Raw genomic sequence first — 21,084 nt, forward strand, 5'->3', positions numbered from 1 at the left:
GATTTTTTCATATCATCCAGAACAATACTATGGCTGATACCTTTGACATGCAATCCTTCGGCGCTGCCGTGAAGGTCTACAGAAGTAAGTTCTGTTATAATTCCTTTGCTCATCAACCGGATTTCGGTAAGGCTTTTAAAAGTAAAAATAACTTCATCTCCCAGATAGGTTCGTATTGCCTTTGCCTGATCTGCAGGATTTATGATAGCTTTGCCGGGGTATATTGCCATACAAAAGAAAAATGATGATGATCGGCCATCTTTTGCGTTAGTTCTAAATTATGATAAACCACGTTTTGGGTAAAACTTCCTATGCTGATATGTACCTGCTCTGAAAAATGTGCCATAAGTTTATTTGTCAAAATATTAAGTAAGAATTTATTTTCAAAAATAAACCTTAAAGTTAATTATCCAAATACATTTCCTTATAATTTATACGGTTTTTTTACATATTAAAACTACAGCCATCAAACCTAATTTAAACTGCAAAAAAAACGCTGTAAGACAAAAATCTTACAGCGTTAACAGTTAGTTTTATGAATTAAAACTTTATATTTAGTATGCTCAATAATTTTCTATAATCATTTATATTTCAAAGTTTTATTATTTAGCAGCTTCAATTCTTGCTTTTACCTCTTCTTCCGTTCCTTCAAAAACTTCAGTAGTTGTTTTGCCATTTTCTGTTTTTGTTAAAGTTCCTGTGGTAACTCCGTTTACGGTAGCTAAATTAACTTCAATACGTTTTTTATCATATTTACTGGTATCAAAACAATCTGTTTTTTGATGAACGTATTTTCCGTTTGCATCAAAATGAGCCAGGCATTTTGCAGTTTCTTCTTCAGAGCAGCCTTTTTCTTTACACATTTTAATACATTCTTCTTTGGTCATCCCAGACATATCTCCACATTTAGAAACTCCGCCTGCATGCATTTCGATTTTGCAGCAGGAACCTTTTGCGGCAATATCTGATGGCGCATGTCCGTCACCTAAAATTGGAGCAATCACCAATCCGATTAGACAAGTCAGTTTAATTAAAATATTCATTGAAGGCCCGGAAGTGTCTTTAAAAGGATCTCCAACAGTATCTCCGGTTACAGCTGCTTTATGAGCATCAGAACCTTTGTATGTCATTTCACCATTAATCATCACTCCTGCTTCAAAAGATTTTTTCGCATTATCCCAGGCACCTCCTGCGTTGTTCTGAAAAACAGCCCAAAGCACTCCCGAAACGGTAACACCGGCCATATATCCGCCTAACATTTCTGCAATCAATTGATTGTTATCTGAGTAAACTAATTTTCCTAAAAGTACAATAGCAATTGGAAAACCAATCGTTAAAATCCCCGGAAGCATCATTTCGCGTAAAGCGGCTTTTGTAGAAATTTCAACGCATTTTCCGTATTCGGGTTTTCCGGTTCCTTCCATAATACCCGGTATTTCCTTAAACTGACGACGTACTTCGTACACCATATCCATCGCTGCTTTTCCAACAGAATTCATCGCTAAAGCGGAGAAAACAACCGGAATCATTCCACCCACAAATAACATAGCTAAAACAGGCGCTTTGAAGATATTGATTCCGTCAATTCCTGTAAAGGTTACATAAGCTGCAAATAATGCTAATGATGTTAAGGCTGCAGAAGCAATTGCAAATCCTTTTCCTGTTGCGGCAGTTGTGTTTCCTACTGAGTCTAAAATATCTGTTCTGGTACGAACTTCTTTTGGTAATTCGCTCATTTCGGCAATTCCTCCCGCATTGTCAGAAATTGGTCCGAACGCATCTATTGCCAATTGCATGGCGGTTGTTGCCATCATTGCTGATGCCGCTAAAGCAACTCCGTAAAATCCTGCCAAAGCATATGAAATCCAGATGGCGCCAGCGAACAATAATACAGTGGGAAAAGTTGAAATCATTCCGGTTGCCAAACCTGCAATTACATTTGTTCCTGCTCCTGTAGATGATTTCTGCACAATCGCCAAAACTGGTTTTGTTCCTAATCCTGTATAATATTCTGTAACTGACGAAATGGCTCCTCCAACCACTAATCCTACTAATGTTGCGTAAAAAACACGCATTGATGAAATGTCTTTAGAACCTTCTCCGAAAAAGCTCATTTGCATTGTTTCAGGCAACATATATTGTACTAAAAAAAAACAGGCAACAGCTGTTAAAACAATCGAAACCCAGTTTCCTATATTTAATGCTTTTTGAACTTGTGCTTCTTTGGCATTGTCATCAGAAATACCAACCAGCATGGTCCCAATGATTGAAAATAGAATTCCAAAACCGGCAATCGCCATTGGAAGTAAAATTGGTCCAATCCCTCCAAAAGCATCATTGATACTTCCGCCCATATCTTTTATAACGTAATTTCCAAGAACCATTGCCGCTAAAACTGTTGCTACATAAGACCCGAACAAATCAGCGCCCATACCCGCAACATCTCCTACATTATCACCAACATTGTCTGCAATTGTGGCCGGATTACGAGGATCATCTTCCGGAATTCCAGCCTCTACTTTACCTACTAAATCAGCACCGACATCAGCTGCTTTAGTGTAGATTCCACCTCCTACTCTGGCAAACAATGCAATTGATTCTGCCCCAAGTGAAAATCCTGCAAGAGTTTCTAAAACAACCGTCATTGTTTCGGTGTCTTTCCAGACTCCTCCGGAAAATAAATTAAAAAAAATGATAAAAAAAGCTGTTAAACCTAAAACTGCCAAACCTGCAACTCCAAGTCCCATTACGGTTCCGCCTCCAAAAGAAACTTTCAAAGCCTGAGGCAGACTCGTACGGGCTGCCTGTGTAGTCCTAACGTTTGTTTTAGTTGCTATTTTCATTCCAATATTTCCAGCATAAGCCGAAAATAGAGCGCCAAAAATAAATGCAATTACGATTAATAAATGTGTTTTAACTCCCGGAATAAAAGTAATTCCTGCCAAAGCCAGGCTTGCAATAATTACAAATATGGTTAATAGTTTATACTCTGCTTTTAAGAAAGCTAAGGCACCTTCGTAGATGTAATCTGAAATCTCCTTCATTTTGCCGTCTCCGGCATCTTGTTTTAAAACCCAACTCCTTTTTATTCCCATGAAAAGTAATCCAATAATTGCCATCACAATTGGCAAATAAATCATAAATGCATTCATAATATTTTAATGGTTTTGGTTAATAGTCAACAAACTAACTAAACGAATTTAAACAAAAAAGCAATACTCTTAACGGAGTATTGCTTTTTTTACAAAATATGATGCCTGAAATTATTTAATACTAAATAATCCTTCTGGTTTGTTTTCAATTTGATTAAAACGATCTGTACATTCTTGAATGATAGCGAATGCCTCTTTTACATCTCCCCATCCTTCAACATCTACTTTTTTATTTTCAAGATCTTTGTAAACCTGGAAGAAATGTTCGATTTCTTTTAATAAGTGTCCGTTAATATCAGAAAGATCATTTAATGAATTCCAGATTGGGTCTGAAACCGGTACACAAATAATTTTTTCATCTGGTCCTTTGTCATCAGCCATGTGGAAAACTCCGATTGGTTTAACTTCGATTACACATCCAGGGAAAGTTGGTTCGTTAATCAAAACCAATACATCAAGAGGATCGCCGTCAAGAGCTAAAGTTTCCGGAATAAATCCGTAATCTGCCGGGTACATCATTGAAGAGAATAACATTCTGTCGAAACGCATTCTTTTGATTTCAAAATCGTACTCATATTTATTTCTGCTTCCTCTTGGTATTTCGATTAATACATCGAAAGTTGTTAGTTTGTCTGCGGTCATTTTTACTTTTTATTATTTCTATAATTTCGATTGCAAAAGTAACCAAAGAATCCTTTTTTACAATGAAAAAAGTACATTAATCTACGCATTTTATTGATTAATTAATATACTTTCCTTTTATATAACAGATAGTTAATAGGTAATCTTACGATTTCGCTTATTTAAGTAATAATGCCAAAGCAAATAGGTCGCATAAGACCGATACGGACTCCATTGATCGGTATGAGTCTCCATCTCTTGTTTGTCATGAATATTTAGTAATTCTTTGATCGTATTAATGACTGCAATATCACCCAGTGGAATCAAATCTGGTTCCTGAAGACAAAACATTAAATAGATATCAATAGTCCAGTTTCCGATACCTTTTAATTGGATAAGTTCTTCCCGAACTTGTTTTGCTGATTTTGTGGATAAACTTTCAATATCTAATTCTTTGTTTAAAACTGCTTCTGCCAAAATTTTAATGTATTTTGTTTTCTGACGGCTTACTCCCAGACTTCTAAATTCTTCTTCTGATAAAACCAACATCGTCTGGGGGTTACAAGTTGTATATGCCTTAATTTTTAAGAATGTAGCTTTCGCGGAATCTATCGAAACCTGCTGCTCAAGAATTAACAGTACTAAAGTTTCAAAGCCTTGTGGGCGTTTTGGAATTGGAGGTAATCCGTACTTTTCTATTATTTCGCGAAAAATTGGAGTTTTAGATGAAAGAAAATCAATAGCTTCCTGCATGAATTTGATTTTAAGTCTATTTTCAAAAGTAAATAAAATAATCTCGCAAAAAGATACTGAGTCGCTAAGTTTTGTTTCGCGCAGATTTTGCAGATTATTTTTACTTATCAGCCTATACATGAATAGTCTACAAAAAAAAGTCGCAAAGAATTTAACCTTTGCGACTTTGTAATTTAATGCTTTGCTCCTTGTGTATTTAGAAATAAAATCCGAAAGATCCTTTTACAGCAAATCTGGTAGCATCCGGCATGTTTAGGTAATTACCTCTCCATGAAAAATCAATTCTGAAAACTTTAAAGATATTTCCAATTCCGGCATTATACTCCCAATATATATTTTCCGGAGCATTATAAGGAAGTCCTGAGGCATTTATCGCACGGTTTTCATCAGAAATTGTTCCGTGAACCGCTCTCACACCTACAAATTCTCTCCAGTTCAGTTTTCTCATAAATGGAATCCTTCCAAACAATCTTCCTCCAAAATCATGATTCCATTGCAAAGTAGTGTATTGATCGGTGACAAATTCGTAGAAATTCAGGTTACTAAATGTATTTTCGATAGTCCAATACGTCTGGTTTCCAGGCACTACACTCATTAACCCTAACGGAATTGTACCAAAGGTCTTACCTGTTTCTAAAATAATATTTGTTCTTCCTAATGGTCCAATAATAATAGGCTGCTTGTAATATAATTGTATCTTTTCGTAAGCAAAATCACTATTTAAAACTCCTTTTAAACCATAGCTGAAGTTAATAAAGAAATGACTAAAAGGGCTGTCAACTAAATCCCTCTCAACACCATAACCAATAGTTTTACGGTTTGGCATTAACTCAAATTGAATATTAGCTTCTGACTGCGTTACCTTACTTTCCACAACACCGGCTGGGTTTTCAGGAGTTGGCAAAGTAGTATAATAATCTAAACTAAATGTATTGGAAGCCGACTCTAATGTTCTGTATGACAAACCTGCCTGAACAATAAAATTTTTCATAGGCTCCATTTCAACAGAAACATTACTTAGATTAATATTCGTTAGTTTTCCGTTACTTCCTGTCGTAAATAAAGCCGAAGATGCAAAACTTCTTCCTAAAACATCATTTGTAGTGGTTAGACTCGCACCTATTTGCTCAATATCACGCCTGTTTCCTCCAGAAATGATAACACGTTTTTTCTTGTCCACCATCCATTTTCCGGACACACCGTATTTGAATTTATTATCTTCAAAACCATAAGCCGTGTATGCTTGTATACGCCACGGATCATTTGGTCCAAAATAGGTTCTTCCCCCTACTCTTAATCTCAGTCCTTCAACTTCATTGTATCCAAAAGTGGAGAAAATAGGCCCAAAATCGAAATTCTTAAATTCTATATAACCGCTTCCCAAAATAGAAACCAAATTATAGAGCTGCTTAAATTTCTTAACTGTCTGCAGGGTATCAAGCATTTTATAAATGCCCTGTTCGTCTTTGTTTAATTTTTCAAAACGATTTTCTTCCCAAAATTCAGGTGGTCTATCATAAACGGCATTGTCAACAAAATTGACTTCTTCTTTATAAAATTTCTCAGGCTTCTGAATATTGAATTTATGATTTCTGTATAAAGTCGTTCGTTTTCCGTATACGCCTTTTGATTTTTCTTTTTTGTTTAAAGCAAAATCAGACATCATATAATCACGGGTCAAAAGGAAAACCGAGTCATTTTCTACTTCAAACTCCTGTTCGATGTAAATATCTTTTACCCAGTTAATATTAGCACTTTTAGTAACGCCCATATTGATTTTCTTAATGGCAAAAGTCGTGTCGTTTACCCAAAAATCACCTTTAAAAGTCAATTCATTTTTACGTCTTGGATAAAAAACAATATTATAACACCATTTTTTGTCAATAAAAGCACTGTCTTTCAATACATAATTGTAAACATCAATTCCGGTTCTCGAAAGCGGACTTGTAAAACTTTTATCAAAAAATTTAAGGTGGTTGTCATAAATATTATAATCGGAATAAAGATCTTTTACAAAAGACAAAATCTGTTGGTTTCCATTAAACCCGGACATTTTATTACCGGTCAGGTTTTCCTTGGTTTTCTTTAATTTATTATCTCCGTAAACATCATAAACAGATTCGTTGATAAAAATTGGTAAATAGGTTTTTCCTGTAACATCAGAAGTATCTACATGATTAAAAATAAACTCCATCCCCTTAAAAAGCTTGTTTTTCATGAATGCACTGTCAATTGTATTCATATCAAACTCCACTTTTTCATACTTCTGCATTTGATACTGATTAAACAGGTAGAGTCCGTTTTTACGTTTTCTTTCCCATATTTTTCTCAAAATATCCAATGCGGGGTTGTTTTTTTTGGATGTCTTTCCTGTAAAAATAACAACTTCATTGAGTGCCTCAGCCTCACTTAAAACAATTTTGAAGTTATAATTTACTGCTTTTTCCAAAGGGATTTCCTTATCTGAAAATCCAGCAGAAGTAATGAGTAAGGCGGTATAAGTATTGGGTGATTCTAAATAAAAACGTCCGTCTTCATTAGAAACAATTCCTGTATTTGATCCTTTAAAAACAACATTTGCAAATGGAACAGGCTGATTAGATTTGTCTAAAACAATTCCACTCACTTTAGTTTGCGCAAAGACAATACCTGCAAAAGCAAATACAAAAAATAGGCTGAGTAAAATTATTTTTTTCATAATCGACAAAAAAAAACTTCATCAATTAACTATGAATGATGAAGTTTTATGAGTATTTTTTATGTTTACTATTTGTACAACACTTTCTTAACTGCTTTTACTACATCACCAGCATTTGGTAACCATTCTTTTAGCAATACCGGAGAGTAAGGCGCAGGAGTATCGGCAGTTGTGATACGCTGAATTGGCGCATCAAGGAAATCGAAAGCCTGTTCTTGTACAATATAGGTTATTTCAGAAGAAACACTTGCAAATGGCCAGGCTTCCTCAAGAATTACCAATCGGTTTGTCTTTTTAACTGATTTTAAGATTGCATCCTTATCCATTGGACGAACTGTTCTTAAATCGATAATTTCACATGAAATTCCTTCTTTAGCTAATTCATCAGCAGCAATAAAAGCTTCTTTAATGATTTTTCCGAAAGAAACAATTGTTACATCAGTACCTTCACGTTTCACATCAGCAACTCCAATTGGAATTACATATTCTCCATCAGGCACTTCTCCTTTGTCACCATACATTTGCTCAGACTCCATGAAAATAACCGGGTCATTATCACGAATTGCAGACTTTAAAAGCCCCTTTGCATCATAAGGTGTTGAAGGAACGATAACTTTAAGTCCCGGAGTGTTAGCAAACCAGTTTTCTAAAGCCTGAGAGTGAGTAGCTCCTAATTGACCTGCAGAAGCTGTTGGTCCGCGGAAAACGATAGGCACATTGAATTGTCCTCCTGTCATTTGACGCATTTTAGCAGCGTTGTTTATAATTTGATCAATACCAACTAAACAGAAGTTGAAAGTCATATATTCAACAATTGGACGGTTCCCATTCATTGCAGATCCTACTGCAATTCCTGTAAACCCAAGCTCAGCAATTGGAGTATCGATTACTCTTTTTTCGCCAAACTCAGCAAGCATTCCTTTTGAAGCTTTGTATGCTCCGTTGTATTCTGCAACCTCTTCGCCCATTAAATATATGGATTCATCGCGACGCATTTCTTCGCTCATCGCTTCGCAAATGGCCTCTCTAAATTGTATTGTTCTCATAGTTGTATATTATGTTCTTTTTTTCTGATGAGCAAAAATAAATATTTTAAATAACTTAAAAGCAAAAATTGAGTTTAAAATAACAGTAACTTCTCCTTCTTCTTTCACTTTTAACTTTTTAAAGTTTATTGTGATATTTACAAAATAGATATACTGTCAATTTTGTTAACTAAAAGATATTTCATAAAAACTCAATTTTATCTGTTTTATTCTAAAAAAGGATAAAAATCTTTTTTGATGTCATTCTACCAAAAGACATTAATTAGCTATCATTAAGTATTATACAGCAGTTCTGAAATCAAGTCTGCTAAAAATCAATAATATTAATGAAAGTTTTAGCTTTCTTTTTTCCACAAAAGCATTCCAAAAACCAGCAATTTCCGAAATCGTAATAGTTTTAGAAAATATTATGCATGCATAGTATAATTATTCCAAATTAAATTCTAAATTTGTAAAAGCATATTATAAATTCAAAATATATACTTATGAAAATATTGGTTTGCATCAGCCATGTGCCTGATACTACTTCAAAAATTAACTTTACAAATGGCGATTCTGAATTTGATACAGCCGGCGTACAATATGTAATAAATCCTAACGACGAATTTGGTTTGACCCGTGCAATCTGGTTTCAGGAACAACAAGGTGCAACCGTAACTGTAGTAAACGTTGGAGGCCCAGATACAGAACCAACTTTACGTAAAGCTCTGGCAATTGGTGCAAACGAAGCAATTCGTGTAAATGCAAATCCTACTGACGGCTTTTTTGTTGCAAAACAATTAGCAGAAGTAATTAAAAATGGCGGGTATGATTTAGTAATTGCCGGAAAAGAATCTTTAGATTATAATGGAGGAATGGTTCCTGGAATGATTGCCGGAATTTTAGGCTCTAACTTCTTAAACTCTTGCACAGGTTTAACTGTTGAAGGAAACAACGTAAAAGCAGTTCGTGAAATCGATGGTGGAAAAGAAACTGTAAGCACCACTCTTCCATTAATCATTGGAGCACAAAAAGGTCTTGTTGAAGAGAAAGATTTACGCATCCCAAACATGAGAGGAATTATGACTGCAAGAACTAAAGCTTTAACTATTCTTGAGCCTGTTGATGCAGCCGTAAACACAAAAGCGGTAAAATTTGAAAAACCAGCTCCAAAATCGGCAGTGAAATTGGTTTCTGCAGATAATTTAGATGAGTTAATCAATTTATTACACAACGAAGCGAAAGTAATCTAGTAATCAGTATTCAGTCGCAGTTTTCAGTTTACGAACTTGAAACCTGAAACTTTAAACTTTTAAACAAAAACATCATGTCAATATTAATATACGCAGAATCTGCAGAAGGAAAATTTAAAAAAGTGGCTTTCGAATTAGCCTCTTACGCTAAGAAAGTAGCAGAATCGTTAGGAACAACTGTTACAGCTTTAACTGTAAACATCAGCGATGTTAGCGAATTAGGAAAATACGGAGTTGATAAAGTTCTTAAAGTAAGTAACGATAAATTAACTGGTTTTAATGCAAAAGCTTACGCTGACGTAATTAAACAAGCAGCTGAAAAGGAAGGCACAAAATTAGTTTTGCTTTCTTCTACAACAGATAGTATCTATCTTTCTCCACTAGTTGCGGTAGCTTTAAATGCTGGTTTCGCATCAAATGTGGTTGGATTGCCGGTTAGCACTTCTCCTTTCCAGGTAAAAAGAAATGCTTTTTCAAACAAAGCTTTTAATATTACTGAAATAAGTACAGATGTAAAAGTTCTTGGTTTAGCTAAAAACTCTTACGGACTTTTTGAAAGCGCAGGAGCTGCTGCAGCAGAAGATTTTAATCCAACAATTGGAGACAATGATTTTGGTGTAAAAGTAGAATCTGTAGAAAAAGTATCTGGAAAAGTTTCTATCGCTGATGCTGATATCGTAGTTTCTGGCGGACGCGGACTAAAAGGACCAGAAAACTGGGGATTAATTGAAGATTTAGCTGCTGTTCTTGGAGCTGCAACTGCATGTTCTAAGCCAGTTTCAGATTTAGGATGGAGACCTCACAGTGAGCACGTTGGACAAACAGGAAAACCAGTTGCAACAAACTTATATATTGCTATCGGTATTTCTGGAGCTATCCAGCATATTGCAGGTATCAACTCATCTAAAGTAAAAGTAGTTATCAATAATGACCCGGAAGCTCCTTTCTTTAAAGTGGCTGATTACGGTGTAGTTGGAGATGCTTTCGAAATTATACCACAACTGACAGAGAAATTAAAAGCTTTCAAAGCTCAGCATTCTTAATTTAAAATTCTCTCCAAAAATATAGCTGCCTAAAAACAAGATAATCGTATCTTTGTTTTAAGGCAGCTTTTTTGTTCCATATTTTTTGATTAAAATTGCACCTTAATTTCCCAATCAAAAGTAGTATTAAAATGAGGCGCTAAGTGCCTTTTTTACAAATATATATGAGTCTAGTAAAATTATCCATAAAAGGAATTTCATACAGTCAAACTCAAAATGGCGCTTATGCCTTAATTTTGAACGAAGTGGATGGTGAACGAAAATTGCCTATTGTAATTGGTGCTTTTGAAGCCCAATCAATCGCTATTGCCTTAGAAAAAGAGATAAAACCGCCACGTCCTTTAACTCACGATTTATTCAAAAATTTTGCTGAAAGATTTGATATCGTGGTAAAACAAGTAATCATACACAAATTGGTGGACGGAGTTTTTTATTCAAGTTTAATCTGCGAAAGAGATAAAATAGAAGAAATCATTGATGCCAGAACTTCTGATGCAATTGCTTTGGCATTGAGGTTTAACGCTCCGATTTTTACCTATAAAAACATTTTAGACAAAGCCGGAATTTATTTAAAATCTAATACCGCCGAGACTGACTCAGGTGCTCAGGAAATAGACGATGTCCTTTCTAATCCGGAGACTTTTGGTCACGAAGAAGAAACCAACCAATCCGGAGATGTTTATGCAAAACATTCTTTACAAGAATTAAACGAGCTTTTAGATCAAGCCGTTTCTCAGGAAGATTACGAAAAAGCGGCCAAAATTAGAGATGAAATCTCCAGAAGATAAATTTATGTTTGTTTAATCGTTTAATTGATTAAACAGTTACACGAATAAACGATTAAACGATTAAACAAAAATGAAACAATACTTAGATTTAGTAAAACACGTTTTAGAAAACGGCAATCAAAAAGGCGATCGCACAGGTACTGGAACTAAAAGTGTTTTTGGTTACCAGATGCGTTTTGATTTAAGTGAAGGTTTCCCAATGGTTACAACTAAAAAGCTTCATTTAAAATCAATCATTTACGAATTGCTTTGGTTTTTAAAAGGCGATACCAATATCAAATATCTTAAAGAAAACGGAGTAAAAATCTGGGACGAATGGGCTGACTCTAATGGTGACTTAGGCCCCGTTTACGGACACCAATGGCGCAACTGGAACAGCGAAGAAATTGACCAGATTACTGAATTAATTAACGAATTGAAAACCAATCCTAACAGCCGAAGAATGCTTGTTTCGGCTTGGAATCCTTCGGTTTTGCCGGATACTAAAAAGTCTTTTGAAGAAAATGTTGCAAACAATAAAGCTGCTTTGCCTCCATGCCATGCTTTTTTTCAGTTTTATGTAGCCGCTCCCGATTTAGAAAAAGGAGAAACTAAAGGAAAACTTTCCTGTCAATTATATCAACGAAGTGCAGATATCTTTTTAGGCGTTCCTTTTAACATCGCTTCTTATGCATTATTAACCATGATGATTGCTCAGGTATGCGAATTAGAATATGGTGAATTCATTCACACTTTTGGCGACGCACATATTTACAATAATCATTTCGAACAATTAGAATTACAATTATCACGTGAACCAAAACCACTCCCAAAAATGATTTTAAATCCTGAGATCAAAAACATTTTTGACTTTGATTATAATGATTTCACTCTTGTAGATTACGACCCACATCCTGCTATAAAAGGAAGTGTTGCTGTATAAAAACAAAATCCGCTTATTTTTAAAGCGGATTTTTTTATACTACTAAAACACTATTTTCGCTTCCTGCAAAATCGTTCCATCTATAAGAATCAGCTTCGGGATCATTTACATAAAGCCCGTCCACAACATACTTAAATTCGTAAATAGCATCTTTAACCAAATCATAAGTAGCCTTAAAAGTCCCGTTTTTTAATTTACTCAAGGTTCCTTCTTCTATATTCCAGTTATTAAAATCTCCAACTACAGCGACCGAATTAGCATCTTTTGCTTCAATTGCGAATGTTACTTTACAAACTGGTTTCGTTTTTATAAATTGCTTTTTTAAAGACATAACTATTTCATTTTTAGGTTCGTATACCAAAGTTCGCAAATTCATCTGAGTAAACAATGCTTACCGATATGAATTATCATTATAACAATCAAAGACGTTTTTTTTACAGTATCATTAATTTTAAGTTTTAAAATCTATGAATTCGGATTTACAGCCGGTTTCAAGACAAATATTATTTATTCAAAATAGTGAGTTTTCAAAATAAATTATAACTTTATAATCTTATTTTGAATAAATTATGGAAAAAGAGGTGCACGAACAATACGAGTATGCCCGTAAAAGGATCAGGCAAAAAAAAGCATTATATTTTCATTTGGTTCTTTTTCTATTGGGAAGCTTATTTTTATTTGTTGCCGATAATTTTTGTGGTCTTCGTATCAGAACAACTGAAAATTGGAGCATCTGGATTATTACCCTATGGTTTTTTATTTTTATTTTGCACTTCATAAAAATTTATATAACCGACAGATTTATGAATAAAAAATGGGAACGGGAACAAATTGACCGTCTGGTTGCATTACAGCAAAAGCGAATTGCCCAATTAGAATCATCCATAAACGACAATCCTGAAAACAAAATTTAGTTTATAATACTATGCTTATAATGATAGCGGCTGTAGCCGAAAATAATGCTTTGGGAAAAAAAAACAAATTAGTGTGGCATCTCCCAAATGATTTTAAAAGATTCAAATCTCTTACAACGAATCATCATATTATAATGGGTAGAAAAACTTTTGAAAGTTTCCCAAAACCATTACCTAACAGAACACACATTGTAATATCCCGTCAGGAAAATTATAATCCCGGAGGCTGTATTGTCGTAGACAGTATCGAAAAAGCCATTGCATTATGTCCTGAAAATGAGGATTCATATATTATAGGAGGCGGAGAAATTTATACTTTAGGATTACAATATGCTGATATTATCGAAATAACTAAGGTACACCATAGCTTTGAAGCTGATGCTTTTTTTCCTAAAATTAACGATAGAGAATGGCAATTGGTAGAATCTGAAGAAAACTTCAGGGATGACACCCATCTTTATGATTATACTTATGAAACATACATTCGTAAATAAAAAAAACATCCTCAAATTGAGGATGTTTTTTTTTAATTCAATGATTAGAGCAATGACCTACTCTTGAAACAATATTTGATAACATAAAATAAAAATTACAAATATTAAAAATACTCCAGAGAGGAATATAATAACATTTGATATTTTTTGAGAGTACATCTCAAAAAAACCCTTAATACCAAATACCACGAAGGTACTAAAGGCAAAGAAAATTAAAATTTCCAAAAACAAATTTAATCCTAAGAACGTATTTTGCGCTTTAAATATAATACTGCTCTCAAAAACAGTACTTTCAAAACAGCTTACAAGAACAAATGAGATGCTAAGCGCAAGGAGCACCCATTTGATTTGGGTCATTGTATCTCTATTTATCATTGAAAAAATATTAACATTTTTACAAGTGCTAAATTGACCAATAAATACGTTACCTACAATACCCACTTTTAGTGATTTTACTAAATCGATGTTTTCTACGCTTAAAACAATTTCTATCCTAATTAAGCAAAGGCAATTGCAGTTAAATACTTTATGTTATATTTGCGTAAATTAAAAAAATGTCTGAAAAAATAACTCCGTACAAAAATTCAACATTAGGCAAAAAAGAACAGGTTGCACAAATGTTTGATACCATATCTGGAAACTACGATAATTTGAATCGTGTAATTTCGTTTGGAATAGATGTCAAATGGCGCAAAAAAGTTTTGAAAATAGTTTCAGATTCAAAACCAAAAACCATTCTTGACATTGCTACCGGAACCGGAGATTTGGCTATTTTGATGGCACAAAGCAATGCTGAAAAAATTATTGGTTTAGATATTTCTGCCGGAATGCTGGAAGTAGGAAGAAAAAAAATAGAAGAAAAAAAACTTTCTGACCGTATTGAACTTATTCTAGGAGATTCTGAAAGCATGCCGTTTGAAGACAATTATTTTGATGCCATCACTGTTGGTTTCGGCGTTAGAAATTTTGAACATCTGGAAAAAGGTTTTGCTGAAATATTACGTGTATTAAAACCAAATGGTGTTTTTGTTATTTTAGAAACTTCTGTTCCTGACAAAACCCCTTATAAACAAGGATATCGTTTTTACACCAAAAACATACTCCCGATGATTGGAAAATTATTTTCTAAAGACAATTCGGCTTATGGATATCTATCTGAATCTGCAGCTGCTTTTCCTTATGGAGAAGCCCTGAACAATATTTTGAGAAAAATTGGGTTTATAAATGTTGTAGCCAAACCTCAGACTTTTGGAGTTGCAACCATATATTCTGCTTCTAAAAAATAGTATGAAAAAAACAGTAGTCTTAATTTTATTAGTATTATCGACACAAGGATATTCTCAATTTGCTAAAAGCATGTTTAGCAAAGATCCTATTATCAATCTGGAAAACTGGCAAAAACAGCGCCTTTACTTTGGGTATTATTTAGGTTTTAACAGCTTTGATTTTAAATTTGACTATAAAAATGTAGTACAGGAGGATATTCAGGTTAAAAAAACTGTCGGATTCAATGTAGGTGTTGTTGCCGATGTGAGACTACAGGAATATTTAAACCTGCGTTTTGAACCGGGTCTTTATTACACTAAAAGAAATTTATATTTCCCTAATTTCACTTCGGAGAGTGATTATTTAAGAGAAGTAAACAGCACTTATATTCACTTTCCTTTATTATTAAAATTCTCTGCTTTACGTACCGGAAACATCCGCCCTTATTTGACAGGAGGCCTTTCTACGACATTGAACCTTTCGAGCAACTCAAAATCTAAAGATGATAATTTTGAAGGTAAATTCAGGGTAAAACAATGGACTACTGCTTATGAAATCGGGTTTGGTATTGATATATTTTCAGAGTATTTCATCTTTTCACCGTCTATAAGAGGAATGTTTGGTTTAAGCGATGAATTAATCAGGGACAATAAAACACCCGAAAATCCAAATAGCCCTTGGACAGACAATATCGATTCCATGAAATCAAGAGCTATTTTAATAAATTTTACTTTTCATTAAAACAAAAACCTAACTATTTCGTTTAAATTCACTGAGAACAATAGCGGTGGCGGTAGCTACATTTAAACTTTCGGTTTTTTGTAATTCACCAAATCTGGGAATTGTGATTCGGCTTGTTACCATTTTTTCAATCTCTGCCGAAATACCATTGGCTTCATTACCCATAATAATGATTCCATTTTTAGGCAAATCAGACTGATAAATGTTTTCACCGTCCATAAAGGTTCCAAATACAGGTATTTTTGCGTTTGCTATATAAGATTTTAAATCAATATAATTTACATTAACCCTTGTGATGGAGCCCATCGTGGCCTGCACAACTTTTGGATTGTAAATATCAACAGTTTCTTTTGAACAAATAATCTGCTGAATACCAAACCAGTCGCAAAGCCTTAAAATGGTTCCTAAATTTCCCGGATCTCGTATGTCATCTAAAGCTACAATTAAACCGGAGTCGATTATTGCTTTTTCGGCAGGGATTTTGAAGACGGCTAAACAGGTATTAGGTGTTGATAAAGCACTTATTTTTTTAAGCTCCTGATCAGTAATGGGTATACGTTTTGAAAATTCAACCGATTCGAAATCATTCTGGGTAGTAAACAAAAGCTCTAATTCAAAATTGGATTGCAACAATTCCTGAATTACTTTTACTCCTTCGGCAAAAAATAATTGATTAGCAAAACGTTGCTTTTTTTGATGTAGCCCCGATATAAGCTTTATTTGGTTTTTACTAATCATAAAATAATGTACTTTTGAATTAAATATTTAAAAACACTTGAAAAAGATTTTTACAAAAATAACAGCATTTATTCTAATAGCAATACTTATTTGCGCTTGTAACGCTGTAAAAAGAGTTCCGAACGGCAAAAACTTACTCCTAAAAAATGATATTATAGTAAACGGCAAATCTACAAATGACGAAGTAGCTTCGAATCAGATGTACCAAAAACCTAATAGCAATTTGCTTGGATACCGCCTTCGTTTAAATTTATATAATCTGGCCAATTTAAATCCGGATTCTACATATCAGGCAAAATTCAAAAACAATCCCGAAAAGTATGAGCGTATGTCTAAAATACTTTCTGCAAAACAAGTAGATCGTCTTGGACAGTCATTTTGGTATAAAGGGATTCATGAATTCTTAAAAAAAACAGGTGAGGCTCCCGTAATTATTGATACTTCGAAGACCAAAAAATCAGTACTCCGTTTAAAATCTTATTACTTTAACAATGGTTATTTTAAAGTAGCCACCAATTACAATATCGACAGTATTGGTTTTAAAAGAGCAAAAATCAATTACAACATTACCACAGGACCTGCTTATACACTGGACTCCATTAGAACCAACATCAGCTCTCCGGCTTTAGATTCATTATACAAAAAAAGTCCTGAGCCTTCATTACTAAAATCTGGCAATCAATTTAAAACCAGCGATTTTGAGGAAGAAAAAAATCGAATCACGACCTATTTCAGGAACCATGGAGCCTACTTTTTTCAGCCTACTTATGTAACTTATGACGTAGATACAATCGGAAAAAAGGACAAAGCTGATATTACCTTAATCATCAAAGACAACACTATTCAGGAAAAAGATTCAAGCAGATCTGAACCTTTTAAACTTTATAAAATAAGCGATGTCAATATTTATACTGACTATTCTACGGCCAATGCAAAAAAACCGATTAAAGACAGCACAACTTATAACAACTTTAATTTGTACAGCTATAACAAATTAAAATACAAGCCACGTGCAATTACAGACGCTATTTTTATTACAAAAGGAGGTACTTATGCTGATTTCAGAACTACTCTTTCGTCCCGTTATTTAAACAATTTAAAGATTTTCAATTATCCATCTATACAATATGAAGTAGACAAAAGAGATTCTACAGCACAATCCCTAATCGCAAAAGTTTATTTAACACCAAGAAAAAAATACAGCTTTGGAGCTACTTTAGATTTAACACATTCTAACATTCAGGATTTTGGAATTGGAGCCAGTATTTCGGAAACAATTCGAAATGTATTTAACAGAGCCGAAACCTTAGAAATTTCTGCACGAGTAAACGTAGGGTCATCTAAAGACATGGCGAATCCTAATAATAATTTTTTTAATGTTTCTGAATACGGACTGGACATGAAACTTAATTTTCCACGAATCCTGATGCCTTTCGGGACTGAGAAAATTATCCCAAAAAGCATGATTCCATCTACATCAGTAGCAGCGGGTTTTTCTAAACAAAGAAACATCGGACTCGATAAAGAAAGTTTTACAGGCGGGTTATCCTACCTTTGGTCTCCAAAAAGATACAATACGGCAAAATTAGACTTACTTAATGCGCAATATGTCCGTAATTTAAATCCAGACAATTATTACAAAGTTTATACTTCTTCTTATGATGAATTGAACGGTATTGCGCAAAATTATAATACGACAGCAGAAAATGTCGATGCTCAGGGAAATTTAATAATTCCAACCGGAACCACTAATTTCACGAATGAAGTCTTATCAAATCAAACAGCCTTACAACCGGGCGATCCACAATATGAAGATGTTGAAAGCATAGAAGAAAGAAGAGTCCGACTTACCGAAAATGACTTTATTTTAGCAACCAGTTATACGTTTACCAAAACAACTAAAAAAGATTTAGCGGATAATAACTTTTATCAGTTTAAAACCAAAATTGAAACAGCAGGTACTTTGTTATCGGCCATTTCGAGCGTGGCGAATTTACCAAAAAATTCAAATGGCAGTTATGAAATATTCAATCTGGAATATTCTGAATACATAAAAACCGAATTTGACTATATTAAACACTGGGATTTTGGCAAGGAAAAAGTATTGGCTGTAAGAAGCTTTTTTGGAATCGCAATTCCTTTTGGTAATTCCAATTACATTCCGTTCTCCCGAAGTTATTATTCTGGAGGATCAAATGACAACCGTGCATGGCAGCCTTACGCTTTAGGCCCTGGAAGTACAGATGCTGTAAACGATTTTAACGAGGCTAATATGAAAATTGCACTGAGCGGAGAATTCAGGTTTAAAATTTTTGGTGATGTCAAGGGAGCATTTTTTGCTGACGCCGGAAATATCTGGAATGTGCTCGATAATGTCACTGATGAAAAGGCAAGATTTGACAACGTAAACGATTTAGCTGAAATTGCTTTAGGCTCTGGATTCGGTTTGAGATATGATTTAAGTTTTTTTGTTGTTCGTCTGGATTTAGGCTTCAAGACTTATAATCCGGCGCATGAGCCGGGTGAACGCTGGTTCAAAGAGTACAATTTTGGTCACTCGGTTTTAAATTTTGGAATAAATTATCCGTTCTAATGCTAATTAATTCTTATTTTTGCAACCTAAAAACCTAAAAACAACTAAAAAAAATTACAATGGCACACAATATCAAACCAGGAGTGGCTACAGGAGATCAGGTACAGGAAATCTTTAATTATGCAAAAGAAAAAGGATTTGCCTTACCTGCAGTAAACGTTACAGGATCCAGCACAATCAATGGAGTTTTGGAAACTGCAGCAAAACTAAACGCACCGGTAATCATTCAGTTCTCTAATGGAGGAGCACAATTCAACGCTGGAAAAGGGCTATCAAATGCAGGTGAAAAAGCAGCAATCGCAGGAGGAATCGCGGGAGCAAAACACATCCACACTTTAGCAGAAGCTTACGGTGCAACTGTAATTTTACACACTGATCACTGCGCAAAAAAATTATTACCATGGATCGATGGTTTATTAGATGCTTCTGAAAAACACTTCGCAGAAACAGGAAAACCATTATTTAGTTCTCACATGATCGATTTGTCTGAGGAGCCAATCGAAGAAAATATTGAGATCTGCAAAGAGTACTTGGCAAGAATGAGTAAAATGGGAATGACATTAGAAATCGAGCTTGGTATTACAGGTGGTGAAGAAGATGGTGTTGACAACTCAGACGTAGACAGCTCAAAATTATACACGCAGCCAGAAGAAGTTGCTTATGCTTACGAAGAATTATCTAAAGTAAGTCCTAAATTTACAATTGCTGCTGCTTTCGGAAACGTTCATGGTGTTTACAAACCAGGAAACGTAAAATTAACTCCAAAAATCTTAAAAAATTCTCAGGATTTCGTACAAAGCAAATTCAACACAGGACACAACCCGGTAGATTTTGTTTTCCACGGAGGTTCAGGTTCTACACTTGAAGAAATCAGAGAAGCTATTGGTTACGGAGTTATCAAAATGAACATTGATACAGATTTACAATTTGCATACACTGAAGGAATTCGTGACTATATGGTAAACAATATCGAGTACTTAAAAACTCAAATTGGCAACCCAGAAGGCGCTGATGTTCCTAATAAAAAATACTATGACCCTAGAAAATGGGTTCGTGAAAGCGAAGTAACTTTCAACGCAAGATTGGAACAAGCTTTTGCTGATTTGAATAACGTAAACACGTTGTAATTAACAGTTAACAATTAACAATTGATAATAAACTCTTATCATCAATTGTTAATTATCAATTATCAATTAAAAATATGGCTTGGTTTAAAAGACAAGAAAAAGGGATTACGACCGCTACAGAAGACAAGATGGACGTTCCGAAAGGATTGTGGTACAAATCTCCTACTGGAAAAATTATTGATGCTGACGAATTAGCAAGAAATTTATTCGTAAGCCCTGAAGATGATTTTCACGTTCGAATTGGAAGCGCAACCTATTTTGAAATTTTATTCGACAACAACGAATTTGTTGAGTTAGACAAAAACATGACTTCAAAAGATCCTCTGCATTTTGTGGACACAAAAAAGTACGCAGAAAGACTAAAAGAGGTTATGGACAAAACTCATCTTAAAGACGCTGTACGTACGGGAGTAGGAAAATCTAAGGGAAGAGAACTTGTAATCTGCTGTATGGATTTCGCATTCATCGGTGGATCTATGGGAGCTGTTGTTGGAGAAAAAATCGCAAGAGGTATTGATCATGCGATCAAAAACAAATTGCCTTTTGTTATGATTTCTAAATCTGGTGGAGCTCGTATGATGGAAGCTGCTTATTCTTTGATGCAATTAGCTAAAACTTCTGTAAAACTGGCTCAGTTAGCTGAAGCTAAATTACCTTATATCTCTCTTTGTACAGATCCAACAACGGGTGGAACAACCGCATCTTACGCAATGTTAGGAGACATCAACATCTCTGAACCAGGCGCTTTGATTGGTTTTGCTGGTCCACGTGTTGTACGTGACACTACAGGAAAGGATTTACCAGAAGGTTTCCAAACTGCTGAGTTTCTTTTAGAGCACGGTTTCTTAGACTTTATCACGCCTAGAAAAGAATTGAAAGATAAGATCAACTTATATATTGATTTGATTCAAAATAATGATATTAGATAGTTTTTGACTTTCTAAAAACATTCAAAA

The 21,084-nt window shown here is 34.4% G+C and carries 18 protein-coding genes and 1 pseudogene; 11 read left to right on the forward strand and 8 right to left on the reverse strand.

Annotated elements, in window-relative coordinates; translation table 11 throughout:
• The 6 genes and pseudogenes from AAEO57_RS02950 to AAEO57_RS02975 all read right to left on the reverse strand — a co-directional run.
• Positions 1-230: pseudogene (locus AAEO57_RS02950) on the reverse strand (type VI secretion system Vgr family protein); the annotation flags it as partial.
• A 372-nt stretch (positions 231-602) separates the two neighbouring features.
• Positions 603-3,152 carry a sodium-translocating pyrophosphatase gene (locus tag AAEO57_RS02955; RefSeq protein ID WP_341689352.1) on the reverse strand — a complete coding sequence of 850 codons (2,550 nt, stop codon included), beginning with the start codon at positions 3,150-3,152 and terminating at the stop codon, positions 603-605.
• 111 nt (positions 3,153-3,263) lie between these two features.
• Positions 3,264-3,794 carry an inorganic diphosphatase gene (locus AAEO57_RS02960; protein ID WP_341689353.1) on the reverse strand — a complete coding sequence of 177 codons (531 nt, stop codon included), beginning with the start codon at positions 3,792-3,794 and terminating at the stop codon, positions 3,264-3,266.
• Positions 3,795-3,926: 132 nt separating this feature from the next.
• Positions 3,927-4,526 (reverse strand): DNA-3-methyladenine glycosylase family protein, encoded by a 600-nt coding sequence (locus tag AAEO57_RS02965; RefSeq protein WP_341689354.1) that lies wholly within the window; start codon positions 4,524-4,526, stop codon positions 3,927-3,929.
• 196 nt (positions 4,527-4,722) lie between these two features.
• Positions 4,723-7,224: a DUF5686 and carboxypeptidase-like regulatory domain-containing protein gene (locus AAEO57_RS02970; protein WP_341689355.1), complete on the reverse strand. Its 2,502-nt coding sequence runs from the start codon at positions 7,222-7,224 to the stop codon at positions 4,723-4,725.
• Between the two features lie 68 nt (positions 7,225-7,292).
• Positions 7,293-8,270 (reverse strand): pyruvate dehydrogenase complex E1 component subunit beta, encoded by a 978-nt coding sequence (locus AAEO57_RS02975; protein WP_341689356.1) that lies wholly within the window; start codon positions 8,268-8,270, stop codon positions 7,293-7,295.
• Between the two features lie 485 nt (positions 8,271-8,755).
• On the opposite strand from AAEO57_RS02975, the gene AAEO57_RS02980 reads away from it, so the two are divergent.
• The 4 genes from AAEO57_RS02980 to AAEO57_RS02995 all read left to right on the forward strand — a co-directional run bounded on the left by AAEO57_RS02980 (position 8,756) and on the right by AAEO57_RS02995 (position 12,255).
• Positions 8,756-9,502, forward strand: a complete 747-nt coding sequence (locus AAEO57_RS02980; protein WP_341689357.1) for an electron transfer flavoprotein subunit beta/FixA family protein — start codon at positions 8,756-8,758, stop codon at positions 9,500-9,502.
• A gap of 74 nt (positions 9,503-9,576) precedes the next feature.
• Complete coding sequence (locus tag AAEO57_RS02985) at positions 9,577-10,545, forward strand: electron transfer flavoprotein subunit alpha/FixB family protein (protein ID WP_341689358.1); 969 nt, start codon at positions 9,577-9,579, stop codon at positions 10,543-10,545.
• Positions 10,546-10,709: 164 nt separating this feature from the next.
• Positions 10,710-11,333 carry a bifunctional nuclease domain-containing protein gene (locus AAEO57_RS02990; RefSeq protein WP_341689359.1) on the forward strand — a complete coding sequence of 208 codons (624 nt, stop codon included), beginning with the start codon at positions 10,710-10,712 and terminating at the stop codon, positions 11,331-11,333.
• 70 nt (positions 11,334-11,403) lie between these two features.
• Complete coding sequence (locus AAEO57_RS02995; RefSeq protein WP_341689360.1) at positions 11,404-12,255, forward strand: thymidylate synthase; 852 nt, start codon at positions 11,404-11,406, stop codon at positions 12,253-12,255.
• A 34-nt stretch (positions 12,256-12,289) separates the two neighbouring features.
• On the opposite strand, the gene AAEO57_RS03000 is transcribed toward AAEO57_RS02995, so the two are convergent.
• Entirely contained in the window at positions 12,290-12,586 is a 297-nt protein-coding gene (locus AAEO57_RS03000; protein ID WP_341689362.1) for an isoamylase early set domain-containing protein, read from the reverse strand.
• A 238-nt stretch (positions 12,587-12,824) separates the two neighbouring features.
• On the opposite strand from AAEO57_RS03000, the gene AAEO57_RS03005 reads away from it, so the two are divergent.
• The 4 genes from AAEO57_RS03005 to porT all read left to right on the forward strand — a co-directional run bounded on the left by AAEO57_RS03005 (position 12,825) and on the right by porT (position 15,670).
• A complete protein-coding gene (locus AAEO57_RS03005; protein ID WP_341689363.1) occupies positions 12,825-13,169 on the forward strand; it encodes a 2TM domain-containing protein in 345 nt (114 codons plus the stop codon).
• Between the two features lie 11 nt (positions 13,170-13,180).
• Positions 13,181-13,663: a dihydrofolate reductase gene (locus tag AAEO57_RS03010; protein WP_341689364.1), complete on the forward strand. Its 483-nt coding sequence runs from the start codon at positions 13,181-13,183 to the stop codon at positions 13,661-13,663.
• A 554-nt stretch (positions 13,664-14,217) separates the two neighbouring features.
• On the forward strand, positions 14,218-14,949 hold the full coding sequence (gene ubiE / locus AAEO57_RS03015) for a bifunctional demethylmenaquinone methyltransferase/2-methoxy-6-polyprenyl-1,4-benzoquinol methylase UbiE (RefSeq protein WP_341689365.1): 732 nt from the start codon (positions 14,218-14,220) through the stop codon (positions 14,947-14,949).
• A gap of 1 nt (position 14,950) precedes the next feature.
• Complete coding sequence (gene porT, locus AAEO57_RS03020; RefSeq protein WP_341689366.1) at positions 14,951-15,670, forward strand: type IX secretion/gliding motility protein PorT/SprT; 720 nt, start codon at positions 14,951-14,953, stop codon at positions 15,668-15,670.
• 9 nt (positions 15,671-15,679) lie between these two features.
• On the opposite strand, the gene AAEO57_RS03025 is transcribed toward porT, so the two are convergent.
• Positions 15,680-16,408 (reverse strand): TrmH family RNA methyltransferase, encoded by a 729-nt coding sequence (locus AAEO57_RS03025; RefSeq protein WP_341689368.1) that lies wholly within the window; start codon positions 16,406-16,408, stop codon positions 15,680-15,682.
• 37 nt (positions 16,409-16,445) lie between these two features.
• Here AAEO57_RS03025 and tamL point away from each other — a divergent pair, with 37 nt between their 5' ends.
• The 3 genes from tamL (at position 16,446) to accD (ending at position 21,057) form a co-directional block, all read left to right on the forward strand.
• Complete coding sequence (gene tamL, locus AAEO57_RS03030; protein WP_341689369.1) at positions 16,446-19,001, forward strand: translocation and assembly module lipoprotein TamL; 2,556 nt, start codon at positions 16,446-16,448, stop codon at positions 18,999-19,001.
• 59 nt (positions 19,002-19,060) lie between these two features.
• The gene (gene fbaA, locus AAEO57_RS03035; RefSeq protein WP_308852701.1) at positions 19,061-20,128 is read left to right on the forward strand and encodes a class II fructose-bisphosphate aldolase; all 1,068 of its coding nucleotides are present in this window, start codon (positions 19,061-19,063) and stop codon (positions 20,126-20,128) included.
• Positions 20,129-20,202: 74 nt separating this feature from the next.
• Positions 20,203-21,057 carry an acetyl-CoA carboxylase, carboxyltransferase subunit beta gene (gene accD / locus AAEO57_RS03040; RefSeq protein WP_341689370.1) on the forward strand — a complete coding sequence of 285 codons (855 nt, stop codon included), beginning with the start codon at positions 20,203-20,205 and terminating at the stop codon, positions 21,055-21,057.
• The last annotated feature ends 27 nt before the right edge of the window (positions 21,058-21,084 follow it).

The sequence above is a fragment of the Flavobacterium calami genome (assembly GCF_038290035.1).
Lineage (GTDB): Bacteria > Bacteroidota > Bacteroidia > Flavobacteriales > Flavobacteriaceae > Flavobacterium > Flavobacterium calami.

Coding starts and splice junctions, on each gene's coding strand:
- AAEO57_RS02965 (WP_341689354.1), bottom strand. CDS start 4,526: ATGCAGGAAGCTATTGATTTTCTTTCATCTAAAACTCCAATTTTTCGC.
- AAEO57_RS02980 (WP_341689357.1), top strand. CDS start 8,756: ATGAAAATATTGGTTTGCATCAGCCATGTGCCTGATACTACTTCAAAA.
- AAEO57_RS02990 (WP_341689359.1), top strand. CDS start 10,710: ATGAGTCTAGTAAAATTATCCATAAAAGGAATTTCATACAGTCAAACT.
- AAEO57_RS02985 (WP_341689358.1), top strand. CDS start 9,577: ATGTCAATATTAATATACGCAGAATCTGCAGAAGGAAAATTTAAAAAA.
- AAEO57_RS03000 (WP_341689362.1), bottom strand. CDS start 12,586: ATGTCTTTAAAAAAGCAATTTATAAAAACGAAACCAGTTTGTAAAGTA.
- AAEO57_RS03005 (WP_341689363.1), top strand. CDS start 12,825: ATGGAAAAAGAGGTGCACGAACAATACGAGTATGCCCGTAAAAGGATC.
- AAEO57_RS02960 (WP_341689353.1), bottom strand. CDS start 3,794: ATGACCGCAGACAAACTAACAACTTTCGATGTATTAATCGAAATACCA.
- accD (WP_341689370.1), top strand. CDS start 20,203: ATGGCTTGGTTTAAAAGACAAGAAAAAGGGATTACGACCGCTACAGAA.
- ubiE (WP_341689365.1), top strand. CDS start 14,218: ATGTCTGAAAAAATAACTCCGTACAAAAATTCAACATTAGGCAAAAAA.
- AAEO57_RS02970 (WP_341689355.1), bottom strand. CDS start 7,224: ATGAAAAAAATAATTTTACTCAGCCTATTTTTTGTATTTGCTTTTGCA.
- AAEO57_RS03025 (WP_341689368.1), bottom strand. CDS start 16,408: ATGATTAGTAAAAACCAAATAAAGCTTATATCGGGGCTACATCAAAAA.
- AAEO57_RS02975 (WP_341689356.1), bottom strand. CDS start 8,270: ATGAGAACAATACAATTTAGAGAGGCCATTTGCGAAGCGATGAGCGAA.
- AAEO57_RS03010 (WP_341689364.1), top strand. CDS start 13,181: ATGCTTATAATGATAGCGGCTGTAGCCGAAAATAATGCTTTGGGAAAA.
- fbaA (WP_308852701.1), top strand. CDS start 19,061: ATGGCACACAATATCAAACCAGGAGTGGCTACAGGAGATCAGGTACAG.
- AAEO57_RS02955 (WP_341689352.1), bottom strand. CDS start 3,152: ATGAATGCATTTATGATTTATTTGCCAATTGTGATGGCAATTATTGGA.
- porT (WP_341689366.1), top strand. CDS start 14,951: ATGAAAAAAACAGTAGTCTTAATTTTATTAGTATTATCGACACAAGGA.
- AAEO57_RS02995 (WP_341689360.1), top strand. CDS start 11,404: ATGAAACAATACTTAGATTTAGTAAAACACGTTTTAGAAAACGGCAAT.